At 71.4% G+C, this 16468-nt stretch carries 14 protein-coding genes; 1 reads left to right on the top strand and 13 read right to left on the bottom strand.

What is annotated here, in order from left to right; genetic code table 11:
* Nucleotides 1–12 precede the first annotated feature (12 nt).
* From rplS to proS, 7 genes are all read right to left on the bottom strand, one after another.
* The gene (gene rplS / locus IE274_RS34565; protein ID WP_016638799.1) at nucleotides 13–363 is read right to left on the bottom strand and encodes a 50S ribosomal protein L19; all 351 of its coding nucleotides are present in this window, start codon (nucleotides 361–363) and stop codon (nucleotides 13–15) included.
* 131 nt (nucleotides 364–494) lie between these two features.
* Nucleotides 495–1316: a tRNA (guanosine(37)-N1)-methyltransferase TrmD gene (trmD, locus tag IE274_RS34560; RefSeq protein ID WP_190119890.1), complete on the bottom strand. Its 822-nt coding sequence runs from the start codon at nucleotides 1314–1316 to the stop codon at nucleotides 495–497.
* The gene (gene rimM, locus IE274_RS34555; protein WP_190119889.1) at nucleotides 1316–1915 is read right to left on the bottom strand and encodes a ribosome maturation factor RimM; all 600 of its coding nucleotides are present in this window, start codon (nucleotides 1913–1915) and stop codon (nucleotides 1316–1318) included. The genes trmD and rimM overlap by 1 nt, the downstream gene beginning before the upstream one ends.
* 86 nt (nucleotides 1916–2001) lie before the next feature.
* Nucleotides 2002–2241 (bottom strand): RNA-binding protein, encoded by a 240-nt coding sequence (locus tag IE274_RS34550; protein ID WP_030361979.1) that lies wholly within the window; start codon nucleotides 2239–2241, stop codon nucleotides 2002–2004.
* Nucleotides 2242–2243: 2 nt separating this feature from the next.
* Nucleotides 2244–2678 (bottom strand): 30S ribosomal protein S16, encoded by a 435-nt coding sequence (rpsP, locus tag IE274_RS34545; protein ID WP_190119888.1) that lies wholly within the window; start codon nucleotides 2676–2678, stop codon nucleotides 2244–2246.
* A 208-nt stretch (nucleotides 2679–2886) separates the two neighbouring features.
* On the bottom strand, nucleotides 2887–3525 hold the full coding sequence (locus IE274_RS34540) for a hypothetical protein (protein WP_190119887.1): 639 nt from the start codon (nucleotides 3523–3525) through the stop codon (nucleotides 2887–2889).
* A 223-nt stretch (nucleotides 3526–3748) separates the two neighbouring features.
* Complete coding sequence (gene proS, locus IE274_RS34535; protein ID WP_190119886.1) at nucleotides 3749–5164, bottom strand: proline--tRNA ligase; 1416 nt, start codon at nucleotides 5162–5164, stop codon at nucleotides 3749–3751.
* 214 nt (nucleotides 5165–5378) lie between these two features.
* Here proS and IE274_RS34530 point away from each other — a divergent pair, with 214 nt between their 5' ends.
* Entirely contained in the window at nucleotides 5379–6239 is an 861-nt protein-coding gene (locus IE274_RS34530; RefSeq protein ID WP_190119885.1) for a class I SAM-dependent methyltransferase, read from the top strand.
* A gap of 120 nt (nucleotides 6240–6359) precedes the next feature.
* On the opposite strand, the gene ftsH is transcribed toward IE274_RS34530, so the two are convergent.
* The 6 genes from ftsH to nsdA all read right to left on the bottom strand — a co-directional run bounded on the left by ftsH (nucleotide 6360) and on the right by nsdA (nucleotide 16350).
* Nucleotides 6360–8291 (bottom strand): ATP-dependent zinc metalloprotease FtsH, encoded by a 1932-nt coding sequence (gene ftsH / locus IE274_RS34525; protein ID WP_190119884.1) that lies wholly within the window; start codon nucleotides 8289–8291, stop codon nucleotides 6360–6362.
* A 131-nt stretch (nucleotides 8292–8422) separates the two neighbouring features.
* Nucleotides 8423–9988 (bottom strand): signal recognition particle protein, encoded by a 1566-nt coding sequence (gene ffh, locus IE274_RS34520; RefSeq protein WP_190119883.1) that lies wholly within the window; start codon nucleotides 9986–9988, stop codon nucleotides 8423–8425.
* A gap of 196 nt (nucleotides 9989–10184) precedes the next feature.
* Complete coding sequence (locus IE274_RS34515; protein ID WP_190119882.1) at nucleotides 10185–12767, bottom strand: [protein-PII] uridylyltransferase; 2583 nt, start codon at nucleotides 12765–12767, stop codon at nucleotides 10185–10187.
* A 71-nt stretch (nucleotides 12768–12838) separates the two neighbouring features.
* Nucleotides 12839–13177: a P-II family nitrogen regulator gene (locus IE274_RS34510; protein ID WP_030361971.1), complete on the bottom strand. Its 339-nt coding sequence runs from the start codon at nucleotides 13175–13177 to the stop codon at nucleotides 12839–12841.
* Nucleotides 13174–14541, bottom strand: coding sequence for an ammonium transporter (locus IE274_RS34505; protein WP_190119881.1), 1368 nt, complete (start codon nucleotides 14539–14541; stop codon nucleotides 13174–13176). The genes IE274_RS34510 and IE274_RS34505 overlap by 4 nt, the downstream gene beginning before the upstream one ends.
* Before the next feature lie 330 nt (nucleotides 14542–14871).
* Nucleotides 14872–16350 (bottom strand): transcriptional repressor NsdA, encoded by a 1479-nt coding sequence (nsdA, locus tag IE274_RS34500; RefSeq protein ID WP_190119880.1) that lies wholly within the window; start codon nucleotides 16348–16350, stop codon nucleotides 14872–14874.
* Nucleotides 16351–16468: the final 118 nt, after the last annotated feature.

The raw sequence follows: 16468 nt of genomic DNA, 5'->3' as shown, positions 1-16468 counted from the left end.
CCGGGCGCGAGATCAGTTCTCGCGCTTCTCCTTGATCTTCGCGGCCTTGCCGCGCAGGTCACGCAGGTAGTACAGCTTGGCGCGACGGACGTCGCCCTTGGTGACCAGCTCGATCTTCTCGACGATCGGGGTGTGCACCGGGAAGGTGCGCTCGACGCCGACGGAGAACGAGACCTTGCGGACCGTGAAGGTCTCGCGGACACCGGCGCCCTGGCGGCGGATGACTACGCCCTTGAACTGCTGCACACGGGAGCGGTTGCCCTCGATGACGCGGACGTGGACGTTGACGGTGTCACCCGGGCGGAAGGCCGGGATGTCGCTGCGCAGCGACGCGGAGTCGACGGAGTCGAGCAGGTGAGACATGATCGTCTGCTTTCTTCGCTGATGCCACAGGTCATCAGCGGTACGTGGTGATGAGGTTTCGGTAGCTGATCGCGTCGGGCCGGCGTCGTTCCCCCTGTGGCAGGGGCGCAGGCTGGACGTACAGCAGCGGCCTATTCTTCCACGGCCTCGGGGTCTCGCCCAAATCGGCCGTCGGGCCCCGGGCGCCACCCCAGGATCGAGAGCATCTCGCGGTCCTTCTTGTCGAAGGCCGCGGGGTCGCAGCGCTCGATCAGGTCGGGCCGGTTGGCGGTCGTACGACGCAGCGCCTCGTCCCGGCGCCAGCGGGCGATCTTGCCGTGGTGGCCGCTGAGCAGGACGTCCGGAATGCCGTGACCGCGCCACTCCGGGGGCTTGGTGTAGACGGGTCCTTCGAGGAGGTTGGCCATGGCTCCGGGCGCGAAGGAGTCGTCGCGGTGGGACTCGGCGTTGCCCAGGACACCGGGCAGGAGCCGGGCCACGGCCTCCGTGACGACCAGGACGGCGGCCTCGCCGCCCGCGAGGACGTAGTCGCCGATGGAGACCTCGTAGACGGGCATCCGGGTCGCGTACTCGTCGATGACGCGGCGGTCGATGCCTTCGTAGCGGGCGGGCGTGAAGACCAGCCAGGGGCGCTCGGAGAGCTCGACGGCGAGTTCCTGGGTGAAGGGGCGCCCGCTGGGCGTGGGGACGACGAGGACGGGCCCGTGCGCCCCTGCCTCGTACCCCTCGGCGAGCACGTCGTCAAGGGCGGCACCCCAGGGATCGGTCTTCATGACCATGCCCGGGCCGCCGCCGTAAGGGGTGTCGTCGACCGTGTTGTGCCGGTCGTACGTCCACTCCCTGAGGTCGTGCACGTTGACGTCGAGCTGCCCACGCGCGCGTGCCTTGCCGACGAGGGAGACGTTCAGGGGTTCCAGGTACTCGGGGAAGATCGTGACGACGTCGAGCCGCATTACGCCTGGTCCTCCGGGGCCGCCTGGATCTCCGACGCCGGCCGGCCCTCCGCGGCCGCCTCGGCCTCCCGGGTGGACGCGATCTCCGCGCGGTCGTCGATCAGCCCGGGCGGCGGGTCGATGACGGCCCGCTGCTCCTCCAGGTCGATCTCGGTGACGATCTTCTCGACGAACGGGATCATCACCTCGCTGCCGTCGGGCCGCTCCACGATGAACAGGTCCTGCGAGGGCAGGTGCGAGATCTCGGTGATCCGGCCGATCTCGACGCCGTCCTTGGTGACCACGTCGAGGTCCATCAGCTGGTGGTCGTAGAACTCCTCCGGGTCCTCCGGAAGCTCCTCCGGGTCGACCTCGGCGATCAGCAGGGTGTTGCGCAGCGCCTCGGCGCCGGAGCGGTCGCGTACGCCCGCGAAGCGCAGCAGCAGCCTGCCGCTGTGCACCCGGCCGGTCTCGATGGTCAGCGGCCCCACGCCGGCGGGGTCGGTGGCGAGCACCGCGCCGGGGCCGAGCCGCAGCTCCGGCTCGTCGGTGCGCACCTCGACGGTGACCTCGCCCTTGATGCCGTGGGCGCGGCCGATCCGCGCGACTACGAGCTGCACTGTGCTGTCTCTCCCTCTGTGAATACGACTGCGGGCCGGGGACGGCCCTGGAGCCCTCCCCGGCCCGAGCCGGTGCTACGTGTGGTTCAGTGAACCTGGTCCACGTCGACGAGGTCGACACGGACACCGCGGCCGCCGATGGCGCCCACGACGGTGCGCAGAGCGCGTGCGGTGCGGCCGTTGCGGCCGATCACCTTGCCCAGGTCGTCCGGGTGGACCCGGACTTCGAGGACGCGCCCGCGGCGCAGGTTGCGCGAGGCGACCTGCACGTCGTCGGGGTTGTCGACGATGCCCTTTACGAGGTGCTCGAGAGCCTCCTCGAGCATGCTCAGGCCTCGGTCGACTCGGCCGCGGACTCGGCCGGGGCCTCGTCCTTCTTCTCGGCCTTCTTCTTCTGGGTGATGGCGTCACCCTTGGGCTCGCCGTCGGCGTCCTTGGCCACGGCCTCGAAGAGGGCGCGGTGGTCGGCCTTGGGCTCCGGCTGCAGCAGCGGAGCGGGGGCCGGCAGGCCCTTGTGCTTCTGCCAGTCGCCGGTGAGCTTCAGGATGGCCATGACCGGCTCGGTCGGCTGGGCGCCGACGGACAGCCAGTACTGGGCACGCTCCGAGTTGACCTCGATGCGCGAGGGGTTCTGCACCGGGTGGTACAGGCCGATCTCCTCGATGGCCCGGCCGTCACGGCGGGTACGGGAGTCGGCGACGACGATGCGGTAGTGAGGCGAACGGATCTTGCCCAGACGCTTCAGCTTGATCTTGACTGCCACGGGAGTGGGTTCTCCTGGATTGACGTGGTTGGGCACAGCGGGATGCCGCGTGGGGTTGCGGTACTCGAGATGCCCGATGGACGCGTCAGCCGGAGGAGAGAGGGGTCCTATGCGACTGTCGAGTACAGCTAGCCATTGTGCCACAAGCCACCGGGGCGGCCGAATCCGGCCGACCGCCCCGCACCAGCTCATCGCGGGTGGGCCCGTCTCACCCGGCCGCCGCGCCGACGCCCACCACCTCCGGGATCCGGAAGGGCTTGCCGCAGCCGCCGCACATGATGGGCGCCTGGGCGAGCACCGACGGCACGACGCGGACGTTGCGCCCGCAGTCGCAGACGGCCTTCACGCGCACGCCGCCTCCGGAGGAGCCGTGCCGGGCGGCCGGGCCGCGGAAGGTGCGTGACGTGTCCGCCGTGGTGGCGGCCGTGTGCGCCCGCAGAGCGCGCTGCAGCCGCTCCATGGTCGGGCGATAGCGCTTCTTGGCCTCGGGGTTGAGCGTGACCAGGGAGAACCCACTGCTCGGATGTGGCTCCTCCGGGTGGTCGAGGCCCAGCTCCTCGGCGATCGAGAGGAATCTGCGGTTGTGGTAGCGACCCGCGCGTGAGGTGTCGCGTACGCCGCGGGCCGCGGCGATGCCGTGGACTGCCTCGTGCAGCAGTCGTTCGAAGGAGAGCTCGGCGCCACAGGCGGACGACGACTCTCCGATCAGGGATTCGGGCGCGGCTAGGTCCGGCAGCTCGGAGTGGTGCCGCTGAATGTCGGCCCACGCCTGTGCCAGCTCTGCGGCGAGAACAGGTGGTGTCGTGCTCACGTCGTGACAACGAGCCGGGGTGCCTCCGGGTTCCATTCCGGGGCATCTCAAATAATTTGCACTTACCCGTCAGTTGCCGTTGATGCGTCCGGACGAGGGCGGGTGCGCTGATCTGCGGAGAAGCCTCGCAGCTCGCATCAAGCCGGTACGTAGTGGCGCGTACGCCCCGGCGCGTAGGTCAACTCCGTGCGCCGGGGCCCCTGTTGCGAAGAGGACCGGCCGACGCCTCATGAAGGCACCCCAGCCGGAATCCGGGGTCTCAGTACGCGCGTGCCACGACGGCGACGTTACCGGGTGCGTCATCGGCGTCCGGCACCGCCCCGTCCTCCGCGACCAGACACCGTACGGTCACCCCGTGCTCGGCCAGCCGCGCCTCGCCCGCCGCGCCGAGGACGGCCCACGGGAGGCGCGCCCAGCCGCCCGCCACGGCCGCCTCTACGGCCTCGCCGACGTCGGCCACGTCACTCGTACGGGACTCCCGGCGGGCGCGGGCCTGGGTGAGCAGCAGCTCCTGGTCCTCTTCGAGGACGGCGGGCAGCAGGGCCGTGAGGGCGTCGAGGGCCACGGGCTGCTTGCCGCCCGCGATGCGGCGCACGAGCATCGCGGTGCCGTTCTCCAGGTCGCGCGGGCCGATCTCGACGCGGACCGGCACGCCCTTGAGCTCCCAGTCCACGGCGCGGCGCCCGAAGGGGGTCTCCGTGCGGTCGTCGACCTGGACGCGCACGCCCGCCGCCGTGAGCCGCTCGCCGATCTCACGCGCCTTGGCGAGCACCGCCTCGTCGTCCTTGACGGCGAGTACGACGGCCTGGACGGGGGCGAGGCGCGGCGGCAGGCGCAGGCCGTTGTCGTCGCCGTGCATCATCACCAGGGCGCCGATCATGCGGGTCGTGGAGCCCCAGGAGGTCTGCCAGACCAGTTCCTGCTCGCCGTCCCTCGACAGGTAGCGGGTGCCGAAGGCCTCGGCGAAGTTCTGGCCGAGTTCGTGGCTGGTGCCGAGCTGGAGGGCCTTGCCGTCGCCCATCATGCCTTCGAGCGTGAGGGTGTTGATGGCGCCCGCGAAGCGCTCGCCGGCCGTCTTGCGGCCGAGGACGAAGTCCATGGCGAGCAGATCCCGCAGGAAGGATCCGTAGACGTGCCGGTGGATGCGGGCGGCGAAGTCGCGGGCCTCCTCGTACGTGGCGTGCGCCGTGTGGCCCTCCTGCCACAGGAACTCCGAGGTGCGCAGGAACAGGCGGGGCCGCAGTTCCCAACGGACCACGTTGGCCCACTGGTTGATGAGCAGAGGCAGGTCGCGGTAGCTCTGCACCCACTTGGAGAAGTACTCGTTGACGATGGTCTCCGAAGTGGGCCGGATGACGACCGGCTCCTCCAGCTCCTTGCCGCCGCCGTGGGTGACGACGGCCAGCTCCGGGGTGAAGCCCTCGACGTGCTCCGCCTCGCGCGTGAGGTACGACTGCGGGATCAGGAGCGGGAAGTACGCGTTCTGGGTACCCGTCTCCTTGATGCGTACGTCCATGTCGTGCTGCATCCGCTCCCACAGCCCGTAGCCGTATGGGCGGATCACCATGGTGCCGCGCACCGGGCCGTTGTCGGCCAGCTCGGCCTTGGTGATCAGGTCCTGGTACCAGCGGGGGAAGTCGTCCGCGCGGGGCGTGAGTACGGGTGCCTTTGCCATGGCGCGCATGGTACGTCCGAGCCGTCTGAAGGGCCGGAAATTTACGGTTCCAGGGGGCGCACGACGGTGGCACACAAGCATTGCCCCACAACCCCTGGACGCCACGACGGATGCGGAGTTCTCTGGCATACGGGGGGAGCGTGAACGCACGTCGTGGGGGCGGACGAACCGTTGAAATCGGCACGACAACTCTCGGCGGATTGGGGCGCTTTCGATGACACCTACGCTCGTGCACTCTCACCGCCCGCGCGCGGGTGCGACCCCACGTGCGGACCGGTGCGCACGCGCGCGTGACTGGGCGGAGATCCAGGAGAGGATGCTGGTCCCGCTCTATGAAGCGGTGTACGAACGACTCGAAGTGGGCCGTGGCACCCGCCTTCTCGACCTGGGCTGCGGCTCCGGGCTAGCCCTGCTGATGGCGGCCTCGCGGGGCGCCTCGGTGACCGGCGTGGAACCGGCGGCGCCCGAACGCCTGGCGCTCGCCCGCGAACGCCTCGCGCCGGACGCGTCCGCGGGCGCACGCCCACGGGCCGGCACCCGGCTCGTGCAGGGCTCCCCCGAAGACGCCGTGTCCCCGGACATCCCGCCGTACACCCTGGTGACCGCGTTCCAGCCGATCGGCTGTGTGGCCGGCGACTCCGAGGGCCTGTCGGCGCTCCTGGAGGCGGCGTCCCCGCTCGCCGAGCACCGCGCGGCCGTGGTCCTGGCCGGGTGGGGTCCCCCCGAGCGCTGCACCACGTCCTCCGTGCTCCGGGTGGCCACGAAGCTCGCCGATCCGCTGCGCAGCGCGCACAGTTGGCGCCCGGCGCGCCGGGACGACCTGGAGGAGGTCGCGCACCGCGCGGGCCTCAAACCGGACGGCTCGGGCCGCGTGGCATGCCCCTTCGGCTACGCGGACATGGACAGCGCCGTCCGCGGCCTGCTGTCCACAGGCCTGTTCGACGCGGCGGTCGGTGCGACGGACCAGGTCCAGGTCGACAAGGAACTGACCGAGGCACTGCATCCGCATCAGCGCCACGACGGCACGGTGTGGATGCCGAACGTATTCCGCTACTTGATCGCACGCACTCCGTAGAACGGAGGCACGGAAACGTTCCTCCCTCTGAGGCATACCCACCTACGTAGACCGCGCCCACCAAAATCGCCCTCTACGTAGACCCCGCACCCCATCCTGCCTGCGGGCCCCGTGGGCGCCTCACGATTCCTTGGTGAGGCGCGTGATGCCGGCCACCCTGTAGGCGTCGGCCTCCTCCAGGGTTTCGTTTTCCAGGAGGGACGCGGCCAGGGCGTCCAGTTGGGGGCGGTGGTCGCGGAGTTGGCGGCAGGCGTCCTCGTAGCACTCGTCGACGATGCGGCGCATCTCGTTGTCGATGGTGTCGAGGGTGCCGGGGGCGGCGGCCAGGCCGTAGGCCTGCTGGGCGTCGCTCGGGAGGGCCGAGAGGCGGCCCACGCGCTCGCTCATGCCCCAGCGGGCGACCATGCCGCGGGCGATGTTGGTGACCTGTTCCAGGTCGTTCTCGGCGCCGGTCGTGATGACTCCGTAGACGACGTGTTCGGCTGCCATGCCGCCGAGGGCACCGATGATGCGGCCGCGCAGATACTCCTCCGTGTACGCGTACTTGTCGGCGTCCGGGGTCGACAGGGTGACGCCGAGGGCGCGTCCGCGCGGCACGATGGTGATCTTGCGGACGGGGTCGGCGCCGGGTCGCAGCATGCCGAGGAGGGCGTGGCCGCTCTCGTGGTACGCGGTGCGGCGGCGCTCCTCGTCGGGCATCACCAGCGGCCGCTCGGCGCCCAGTTGCACCTTCTCCAGGGCTTCGGAGAGGTCGGACTGCGTGACCAGCTCCTGCTTGCGCTTCACGGCGAGCAAGGCCGCCTCGTTCGCGAGGTTGGCCAGGTCCGCGCCGGTCATACCGGGGGTCGTGCGGGCGATCTGGGTCAGGTCCACGTCGTCGGCGAGGGGGATGGCCCGGGTGTGGATCCCGAGGATGGCCTCGCGGCCGCCGCGGTCGGGCGGCGACACGTTGACCACCCGGTCGAAGCGGCCGGGACGGGTCAGGGCCGGGTCGAGGATGTCCGCGCGGTTGGTGGCCGCGATGACGATGACGCCCTCGGAGCCGGAGAAACCATCCATCTCGGTGAGGATCTGGTTCAGCGTCTGCTCGCGCTCGTCGTGCCCGCCCATGCCGCTGCCGCCGCCGCGGGCCCGCCCGATGGTGTCGATCTCGTCGATGAAGATGATGGCCGGCGCGACCTTGCGGGCCTCGGCGAACAGCTCACGTACCCGAGAGGCCCCCACCCCCACGATCATCTCGATGAACTCCGACGCGGAGGCCGAGAAGAACGGCACCCCCGCCTCACCGGCGACGGCCCGCGCCAGCAGGGTCTTGCCGGTCCCGGGCGGCCCGGCGAGCAGCACACCGCCGGGCATCCGCGCGCCCATCCTCCGGTAGGCGTCGGGGTTCTTCAGGAAGTCGACGACGTCGTTCAGCTCGCCCTCGACCTCGTCGATGCCCGCGACGTCCTCGAACGTGGTCCGCTGCTTGCCCGGCTCCAGCTCGACCGGCTTCGGCGGCTGCTTGCGCCCGAGCATGCCGCCCGCGCCGCCCATCCCGGACGCCATCCGCCGCGCGATGAAGATCCACAGCACCACGAGCAGCAGCATCGGGGCCAGCGAGATCAGCAGGTTGGACAGGAAGCTGCGCTGCTGCACGACCGGCTCGGCGGTGACCGTGACCTTGTTCTTCGTCAGATCGCTCCACAGCTTGTCGTCGGCGAACTCGGGCCGCTGCGTCTTGAACTTGGTGTACTCGTCACCCCCATCCGGGTCCTTCTGCTCCTTCTTGAGCTGCCCCTGGATCGCGTCGCCCTTGGAGTAGATCTTCGAGACGTTCCCGGAGTCGACCTGCTTGTTGAACTCCGTGTACGAGATCGTCGGCTCGTCGCCGTCGTTGAAGAAGGAGAGGACGAGGTTGGCGATGAGATAGACGATCAGGGCGGTGAGGATCAGCCCGCCCCAGCCACCGGGCAGCCGCCGTTTGGGCGGCGGCGTGGGCGCGGGCTCCGGAGCGCCCTCGGAGCGCCAGGGCTGCTCGGGCTTCTGGCGCGGCGGCACGGGGTTGCTCATATCCGGACGCTACGACAGGAAAAGGGCACCGGCACCCGCTCCGCGCCCGCCCGAGCACGCGCCCCCGGATACGCCAAGGGCGCCCCCTCACATGACGGGGCGCCCCGGACGACGTACCGAACAGACCTCGCTCAGCCCATGAACTTCTTGAACTCGTCCGGCAGCTCGAAGTCCTTGCCGCCCGGAGCCGCGCCCGGAAGCCCGAACGCGCCTCCCGCGGCGGCCTCCTCGGCCGCGGCGCGCCGTGCGGCCGCCTCGTCCTCCTGCTGCTTGCGCTTCATCGGGTTGCCGGAGCGCTGCTTGCCCTTGGCCTGCTTCTGCTTCTTCTTCTGCCGACCCGGGCCACCGCCCATGCCCGGCATCCCGGGCATCCCCGGCATGCCGCCGCCCTGCGCCATGCGGGACATCATCTTGCGGGCCTCGAAGAACCGCTCGACCAGGTTCTTCACGGCGCTGACCTCGACACCGGAACCCTTGGCGATACGGGCCCGCCGCGAGCCGTTGATGAGCGTCGGCTCCTGCCGCTCCGCCGGGGTCATCGACTTGATGATGGCCGCGGTGCGGTCGACGTCGCGCTCGTCGAGGTTGTTGATCTGGTCCTTGATCTGCCCCATGCCCGGCAGCATCCCGAGCAGCTTGCTGATGCTGCCCATCTTCCTGACCTGCTCCATCTGAGCCAGGAAGTCGTCGAGCGTGAAGTCCTTGCCGCCCTTGCTGCTCGCCAGCTTGGAGGCCATCTTCTCGGCCTCTTGCTGCGAGAAGGTCTGCTCGGCCTTCTCGATGAGCGTGAGCATGTCGCCCATGCCGAGGATGCGGGACGCCATCCGGTCCGGGTGGAACGCGTCGAAGTCGTCCAGCTTCTCGCCGTTGGAGGCGAACATGATCTGGCGGCCGGTGACGTGCGCGATGGACAGCGCGGCACCACCGCGGGCGTCGCCGTCGAGCTTCGAGAGCACGACGCCGTCGAAGCCGACGCCGTCGCGGAAGGCCTCCGCCGTGTTCACGGCGTCCTGACCGATCATCGCGTCGACGACGAACAGGACCTCGTCCGGGCTGACGGCGTCGCGGATGTCCGCGGCCTGCTGCATCAGCTCCTGGTCGATGCCGAGGCGTCCGGCGGTGTCGACGACGACCACGTCGTACTGCTTCGTACGCGCGAACTCGATCGAGTCCTTGGCGACCTGCACCGGGTCGCCGACGCCGTTGCCCGGCTGCGGGGCGTAGACCCCGACGCCCGCGCGCTCGGCGACCACCGAGAGCTGGTTCACGGCGTTGGGACGCTGGAGGTCGCAGGCCACGAGCAACGGGGAGTGTCCCTGGGCCTTCAGCCAGCGGCCGAGCTTTCCGGCCAGCGTGGTCTTACCGGCGCCCTGGAGGCCCGCGAGCATGATGACGGTGGGCGGCTGCTTGGCGAAGCGCAGGCGCCGCGTCTCGCCGCCGAGGATGCCGATGAGCTCCTCGTTGACGATCTTGATGACCTGCTGGGCGGGGTTGAGCGCCGCGGAGACCTCGACGCCGGTCGCCCGCTCCTTGACCTGCTTGATGAAGGCACGGACCACCGGCAGAGCGACGTCCGCTTCCAGCAGGGCGATACGGATCTCGCGCGCCGTGGCGTCGATGTCCGCCTCGGAGAGCCTGCCTTTGCCGCGGAGGTTCTTGAATGTCGCTGCGAGGCGATCGGAAAGAGTGTCGAACACGGCGGTCGCGAATCCTCGGGATCGGGGGCGGGCGGGTCGCCCTCCAGGGTATCTGTCTCTCGCCGGGGCGGGTGCCCTCCGTCCCCACCTGGCCTCGGCCGGGGCCCACGGGGCCGGTATGAGGGTGCGCGCACGCCCGGTTCGACGGCACCCGCGCACCCTGGACGACGGCGCCCTCCGCGGACACCCGCACCCCTTATCCCCGCAACGCCTCCTCCACCCCCCGAGCCACTCCCGCCGCCCGCTCCCCCGGCAACGGCGCCCCGTCCGGCCCCGTCACATAGAACGCGTCCACCGCGTTCGCCCCCAACGTCGACACATGCGCGGAGCGCACCCGCACCTCGGTCGCCTCCAACGCCCGCCCGATCCGGTGCAGCAACCCCGGGGCGTCCTGCGCCCGCACCTCGATCACTGTCGCCCGCCGCGATCCCGCCGACGCCACCGTGACCCGGGGCGGCGGCGCCACCGTGCCGCGCCGCCGCGGGTAGGCGGCATCCCGCTCGGCGAGCCGGGCCGCGATGTCCAGGGACCCGTCGAGCGCCCGCACCAGGTCGGCCCGCAGCCGCGCGGCCTGGGGCATCGAGCCGTACTCGGCGGCCACCCGCCACTGCAGCATCAGCGCCGAGCCGGGCATCTCCGCGGGCAGCCCGACCGCCCGCAGCTCCGCGGTGCGCACCGTCAGGCGGTGCATGGCGAGCACCCCGGCGACGGCGGGCAGCACCCCGCCCTGCTCGGGCACGGCGATCAGCAGCTCCACGCCCAGCGGCTCGGACCGCGCCCCCGCGGCACCCTCGGACCCGCCAGGCCCCGCGTCGGACCGCGCGCCCGAAGCGGAACCGGACCCACCGCCCGCCTCCGAAGCCCCCGAGTCTCCCGAGTCCCCCGAGGCTCCCCCGCCGGCCTCCGCCCGCAGAGCCACCACCGGCGCGCCCGTCCGCACTGCCTCCACCGCGAGCCGTTCCTCCTCGGCCGAGGCGGGCGTGCTCTCGCCCGTCGCGTACGGGTCCTCGACCTCGTCCCCGGCGAGCACCGCCGCGACCCGTTTGACCAGGTCCGCGACCAGCGATCCGCGCCACGACGACCAGGCCGCGGGTCCGGTGGCGAGGGCGTCCGCCTCCGTGAGGGCGTGCAGCAGCTCCAGGGTGCCGGGCGAGCCGACGGCCTCGGCGACGGACTGCACGGTCGCGGGGTCGTCGAGGTCGCGCCGGGTGGCGGTCTCGATGAGGAGGAGGTGGTGGCGTACGAGACAGGCGAGTACGGCGACGTCGGCGCGGTCGAAGCCGATCCGGGCGGCCACGTCGCGGGCGATGATCTCCCCGGCGACGGAGTGGTCGCCGGGCCAGCCCTTGCCGATGTCGTGCAGCAGGGCGGCGACGAGCAGCAGGTCGGGCCGGCCTACGCGGCGGGTGAGGTCGGCGGCGCGCACGGCCGTCTCGACGAGGTGCCGGTCGACGGTCCAGGTGTGGACGGCGTTGCGCTGGGGGCGGCACCAGACCCGCTCCCAGTCGGGCAGCAGCCGCGTGATCAGGCCCTCGGCCTCAAGGGCCTCCCACACCTGGACGGTCGGCCGCCCGGCGCCGAGCAGCGTCACGAGTTGCTCGCGGGCCTCGGCGGGCCACGGGGTCGGCAGCGGCCGGGCGGCGGCCGCGATCCGGCGTACGGCGTGCAGGGAGAGCGGCAGGCCCGCCTGCGCGGCGGCAGCGGCGGCGCGCAGCGGAAGCACGGGATCCCGTTCGGGCCGGGCGGCGCGCGCGAGGACGACCTCGCCCTCCTGCTCGACGACGCCCTCGGCCAGCGGCGACCGCTCGGCCACGGCCGTCTTGCCGCCGCCCAGCAGGCCCCGCAGCCGCGGCCGGGCCTTCCGGGAGCGCAGTACGCGCCCGACCTCGCGCCAGGTCACGTCGCTGGCGTAGGCGACGGTGCGCGCGGCCTCATAGACCTGCCGCAGCAGCGTGTCGGCGTCGAGCAGGCCGAGTTCGGCGGCGACCTGGTCCTGTTCCTGGAGGGCGAGCCGGTCGGTGGCGCGGCCGGTCGTCAGGTGCAGGGCGTCGCGTACGTCGAGCAGGGCGCGGCGGGCCTCGGCGAGGCCCTCGCGGGGTGCGTCGGCGAGCCAGGAGGCGGCGACGGCGCGCAGCGCGGTGGCGTCGCGGAGTCCACCGCGGGCCTCCTTGAGGTCGGGTTCGAGGAGGTGGCTCAGCTCGCCGTGGCGCGCGGCGCGTTCCTCGCACAGCTCGCGCAGCTCCGGGAGCCGTTTGGGCGCCTGGTTGCGCCAGTCGGCGAGTACGGCGCTGCGCAGCCCGGTGGTGAGCCCCAGATCACCGGCGAGGTGGCGGGCGTCGAGCAGGCCGAGGTGGACCTTCAGGTCGTCGGCGGCGGTCTTGCGGGCCTCGCCGGGGGTGCGGACGGAGTGGTCGAGGGCGAGGCCGAGGTCCCAGACGGGGTACCAGATGCGGTCGGCGAGCGCGGCGAGCGCGCCCGGGTCGGCGCCGCCGTCGTGGAGGAGCAGCAGGTCGAGGTCGCTGCGGGGGGACAGTTCGCCGCGGCCGTAGCCGCCGACGGCGATCAGGGCGACGCCGCGCAGCTCGCCGGGTCCGGCGTCGGCGACGCCCGCGCCGAAGAGCCCGTTCAGCCAGTCGTCGGTGAGCTCGGCGAGCGCGGAACGGCGCGGCGGCCCGGACCGCGCCTCCTCCTGCAGGAGGCGCAGCCGGGCCGCCGCGTAGCCGCTGGGTCCGGAGTTTTCCGAGTCTGCTGATTCCGTCGGTACTTCCACGCTCGTCACCCAGCGGCTCCTGTTCTCTGTGGGACTACAGCGCGTACGCCACGTACCGCACGCGCGTCACAGCACGCTCGTCACAGCGCGTCGGGCCCGCGCTCGCCGGTCCGCACCCGGACCGCCGTGTCGACGGGGACGCTCCACACCTTGCCGTCGCCGATCTTGCCGGTGCGGGCCGCCTTGACGACGACCTCGACGAGCTGTTCGGCGTCCTCGTCCTCGACGAGCACCTCGATGCGGATCTTCGGTACGAGGTCGACGGTGTACTCGGCGCCGCGGTAGACCTCGGTGTGGCCGCGCTGCCGTCCGTAGCCGCTGGCCTCGGTGACGGTCAGGCCCTGGACCCCGAAGGCCTGCAGGGCCTCCTTGATCTCGTCGAGGCGGTGCGGCTTGACGACCGCGGTGATGAGCTTCATGCGTCCACCTTCTTGTTCTTCTGGGCCGCCGACTGGCCGGCCCCCTGGACCGGGCCCGGCACGGCGGTCGCGGTGCGCGGTGCGGAGCCGCCGCCCGCGCCGCTGAAGTCGTACGCGGTCTCGGCGTGCTGGACCTGGTCGATGCCGCCAACCTCCTCGTCCTCGTCGACCCGCATCCCGATCGTCTTGTCGATCAGGAAGGCGAGGACGGCGGAGGCGACGAGGGAGTAGCCGAAGACGGCTCCGACACCGGCGGCCTGCTTGCCCAGCTGCTCCAGGCCACCACCGTAGAAGAGGCCCTGCGCCTCGGACTGCCCGCCACCCGTGGCGAAGAGGCCGACGAGGAGCGAACCGGCGACGCCGCCGACCAGGTGGACGCCGACCACGTCGAGGGAGTCGTCGTAGCCGAACTTGAACTTCAGGCCGACGGCCAGGGCGCACAGCAGACCGGCGATGGCGCCGATGGCGATCGCGCCGAGCGGCGAGCAGGAGCCGCCGGACGGGGTGATGGCGACGAGGCCCGCGACCGCGCCGGAGGCGGCGCCGAGGGTGGTGAAGGCGCCGTGGCGGATCTTCTCGTAGGCGAGCCAGGCGAGCATGGCGGCGGCGGTGGCGATCTGCGTGTTGATGAACATCAGCGCGCCGACGCCGTCGTCGTTGCCGAGCCAGGATCCGGCGTTGAAGCCGAACCAGCCGAACCAGAGGAGACCGGCGCCGAGCATGACCAGGGGCAGGCTGTGCGGGCGCATCGGGTCCTTCTTGAAGCCGACGCGCTTGCCGATGACCAGGATCACGCCGAGGGCGGCGGCACCGGCGTTGATGTGCACGGCCGTGCCGCCGGCGAAGTCGATGACGCCGAGCTCGAAGGCCCAGCCGCCGGTGCCCCACACCCAGTGCGCGACCGGGAAGTACACGATCGTCGCCCACAGGGCCACGAACAGCGCCCACGCGGTGAACTTCACGCGGTCCGCGAGCGCGCCGCTGATCAGGGCGGGCGTGATGACGGCGAACATCAGCTGGAACACGGCGAAGACGTAGACCGGGATGGTGTACCCGTCCCACAGTTCGTTGAGGCCGATACCACCGAGGCCTACGTAGTCGCCGTTCCAGCCGAAGAGGCTGCCGTGGTCGGTGCCGAAGGCGACGGAGAAGCCGTAGAGCACCCAGAGGATGGTGACGATCCCGAGGCTGATGAAGCTCATCATCAGCATGTTCAGGGTGCTCTTGACGCGGACCATGCCTCCGTAGAAGAAGGCGAGACCCGGCGTCATGAGCATCACCAGGGCGGAACAGATCAGCATGAACCCGGTGTTGGCGGCAGACAGCTGCGGGGCGTCTGCGGCAAGCGTGATGCCTGGGGGCATCGGCGTCTCCTCGTCGTCGGATACGGCCCGTGCGGGCTTCACCCTCTGCGGTGCGAGGACGGTGGGCCGGTTATGCCGCATGAGGTTGGCGCAGCGCGGTTTCGGTCAGTGCCGCTCGATGTTTCGCGCCAGTGACGAAGAGGTCGTGCGTGTTACGCATGGATGAACAGCGGGGCGCGCGGAGCGGGGCGGTCCTACCCTCACGAGACCGGCCGCGGCGGCCTATCCGGATGACCTGGCATGGGGGAGCCGAGTCGGGCTGTCGGGATGGGCCGGCCGCGGCCGGAGTGTGCGGGGCGCGCCGGTCAGGCGGCCGGGTGCGCGGGCATGTCAGACGGCCTCCGCGGTTTCCGGCATGTCCACGGCTAGCTGGTCGGTGAGCCGGACCACGTCCGGCACGTCCCCGAAGTCCCGCAGGGCGTTGTCGACGGTCTTGCGCAGCCGGGTGTTGACCCGCTCGGAGCGCACCTTCTTGGCGATGCCCAGGGCCTCGCCCGCGAGCACCGCGCTCTGCTCGGGCTCCTTCTGGAGCAGGTGGACGGTGGCCATGCCGATCAGGTTCAGTGCGTACGACCGCTGGTGCTCTGGGTCGCTGCCGAAGAGTTCGACGGCGCGCGCCATGACGGGCTCGGCCAGCGAGGCGTACGTGGGGCTGCGTCCGGCCACGTAGGCCAGGTCGCGGAAGGAGTGGGCGTTCTCACCGTTCAGCTCCGCCTCGGAGAAGAAGCGGATCCAGTCGGGCTCGGGATCGTTCCAGTCGTCCGCGTCGCTGAAGGTGTCCTCGGCCATCCGGACCGCCCGTTTGCAGCGGCCCGGCTGGCCCATCCCGGCGTAGGCGCGGGCCTCCATCGCATACAGCATCGACTGGGTGCGGGGGCTGGCGCAGTCGCGGCTGCCGTACTGCGCGAGGTGGATCAGTTCGAGGGCGTCGTCGGGCCGGCCGAGGTGGATCATCTGGCGGCTCATGCTGGAGAGGATGTACGACCCGAGGGACTTCTCGCCGGCTTCCTTGGCGGCGTGCAGGGCGAGCACGAAGTACTTCTGGGCGGTGGGCTGCAGGCCTACGTCGTAGCTCATCCAGCCCGCCAGTTCGGCCAGTTCACCGGCGACCTTGAAGAGGCGCCTGGCGGTGTCCTCGGGCTGGGGCTCCTGGAGCAGGTCGGTCACTTCGTGGAGCTGGCCGACGACGGCTTTGCGGCGCAGGCCGCCGCCGCACTGGGCGTCCCACTGGCGGAACATCACCGTGGTGGACTCAAGCAGGTCCAGCTCGGGGCGGGAGAGGCGGCCGGGGCGGCGCGGGGTGAGCTGCTGCGGCTCGGGCGCGACCACCGGGGCGGAGGGTCCGGGCACGAGCCAGCGCTGCATGGGCTCGATCAGGGCGGGTCCGGCGGACAGGGCGAGCGAGGTGCCGAGGAAGCCGCGCCGCGCCAGCATCAGGTCGCTGCGGCTGAACTCGCTGATCAGCGCGACGGTCTGGGGGCCGGTCCAGGGCAGGTCGATGCCGGACACGGACGGGGCCTGGTGGGCGGCGCGCAGGCCCAGGTCCTCGACGGCGACGACGCAGCCGAAGCGCTCGGAGAACAGCTCGGAGAGGATGCGCGGGATGGGCTCGCGCGGGTTCTCGCCGTCCAGCCAGCGGCGCACGCGTGAGGTGTCCGTGGAGATGTGGTGCGCGCCCAACTGGCGTGCTCTGCGGTTCACTTGGCGCGCCAGCTCGCCCTTCGACCAGCCGCTGCGCACGAACCAGGAACCGAGCATCTCGTTGGGGCGCTTCTCAGCGTTCGCACCGCTACCGCCATTGCCGCCCACTGGAACGCCCCCATCCCTCAAGCCACTTGTCCGAGGTCCACGTCAAGCCCTAACAGAATGCCGCCTGTTGCGGCGGTCCGTCCGGAGAATGTCACCCTTCGAACGGGGAACCGACTTG

It is taken from the genome of Streptomyces flavofungini, from assembly GCF_014650815.1.
Taxonomy (GTDB): Bacteria; Actinomycetota; Actinomycetes; order Streptomycetales; family Streptomycetaceae; genus Streptomyces; species Streptomyces flavofungini.
This window is presented reverse-complemented; position numbering and strand designations above follow the sequence as displayed.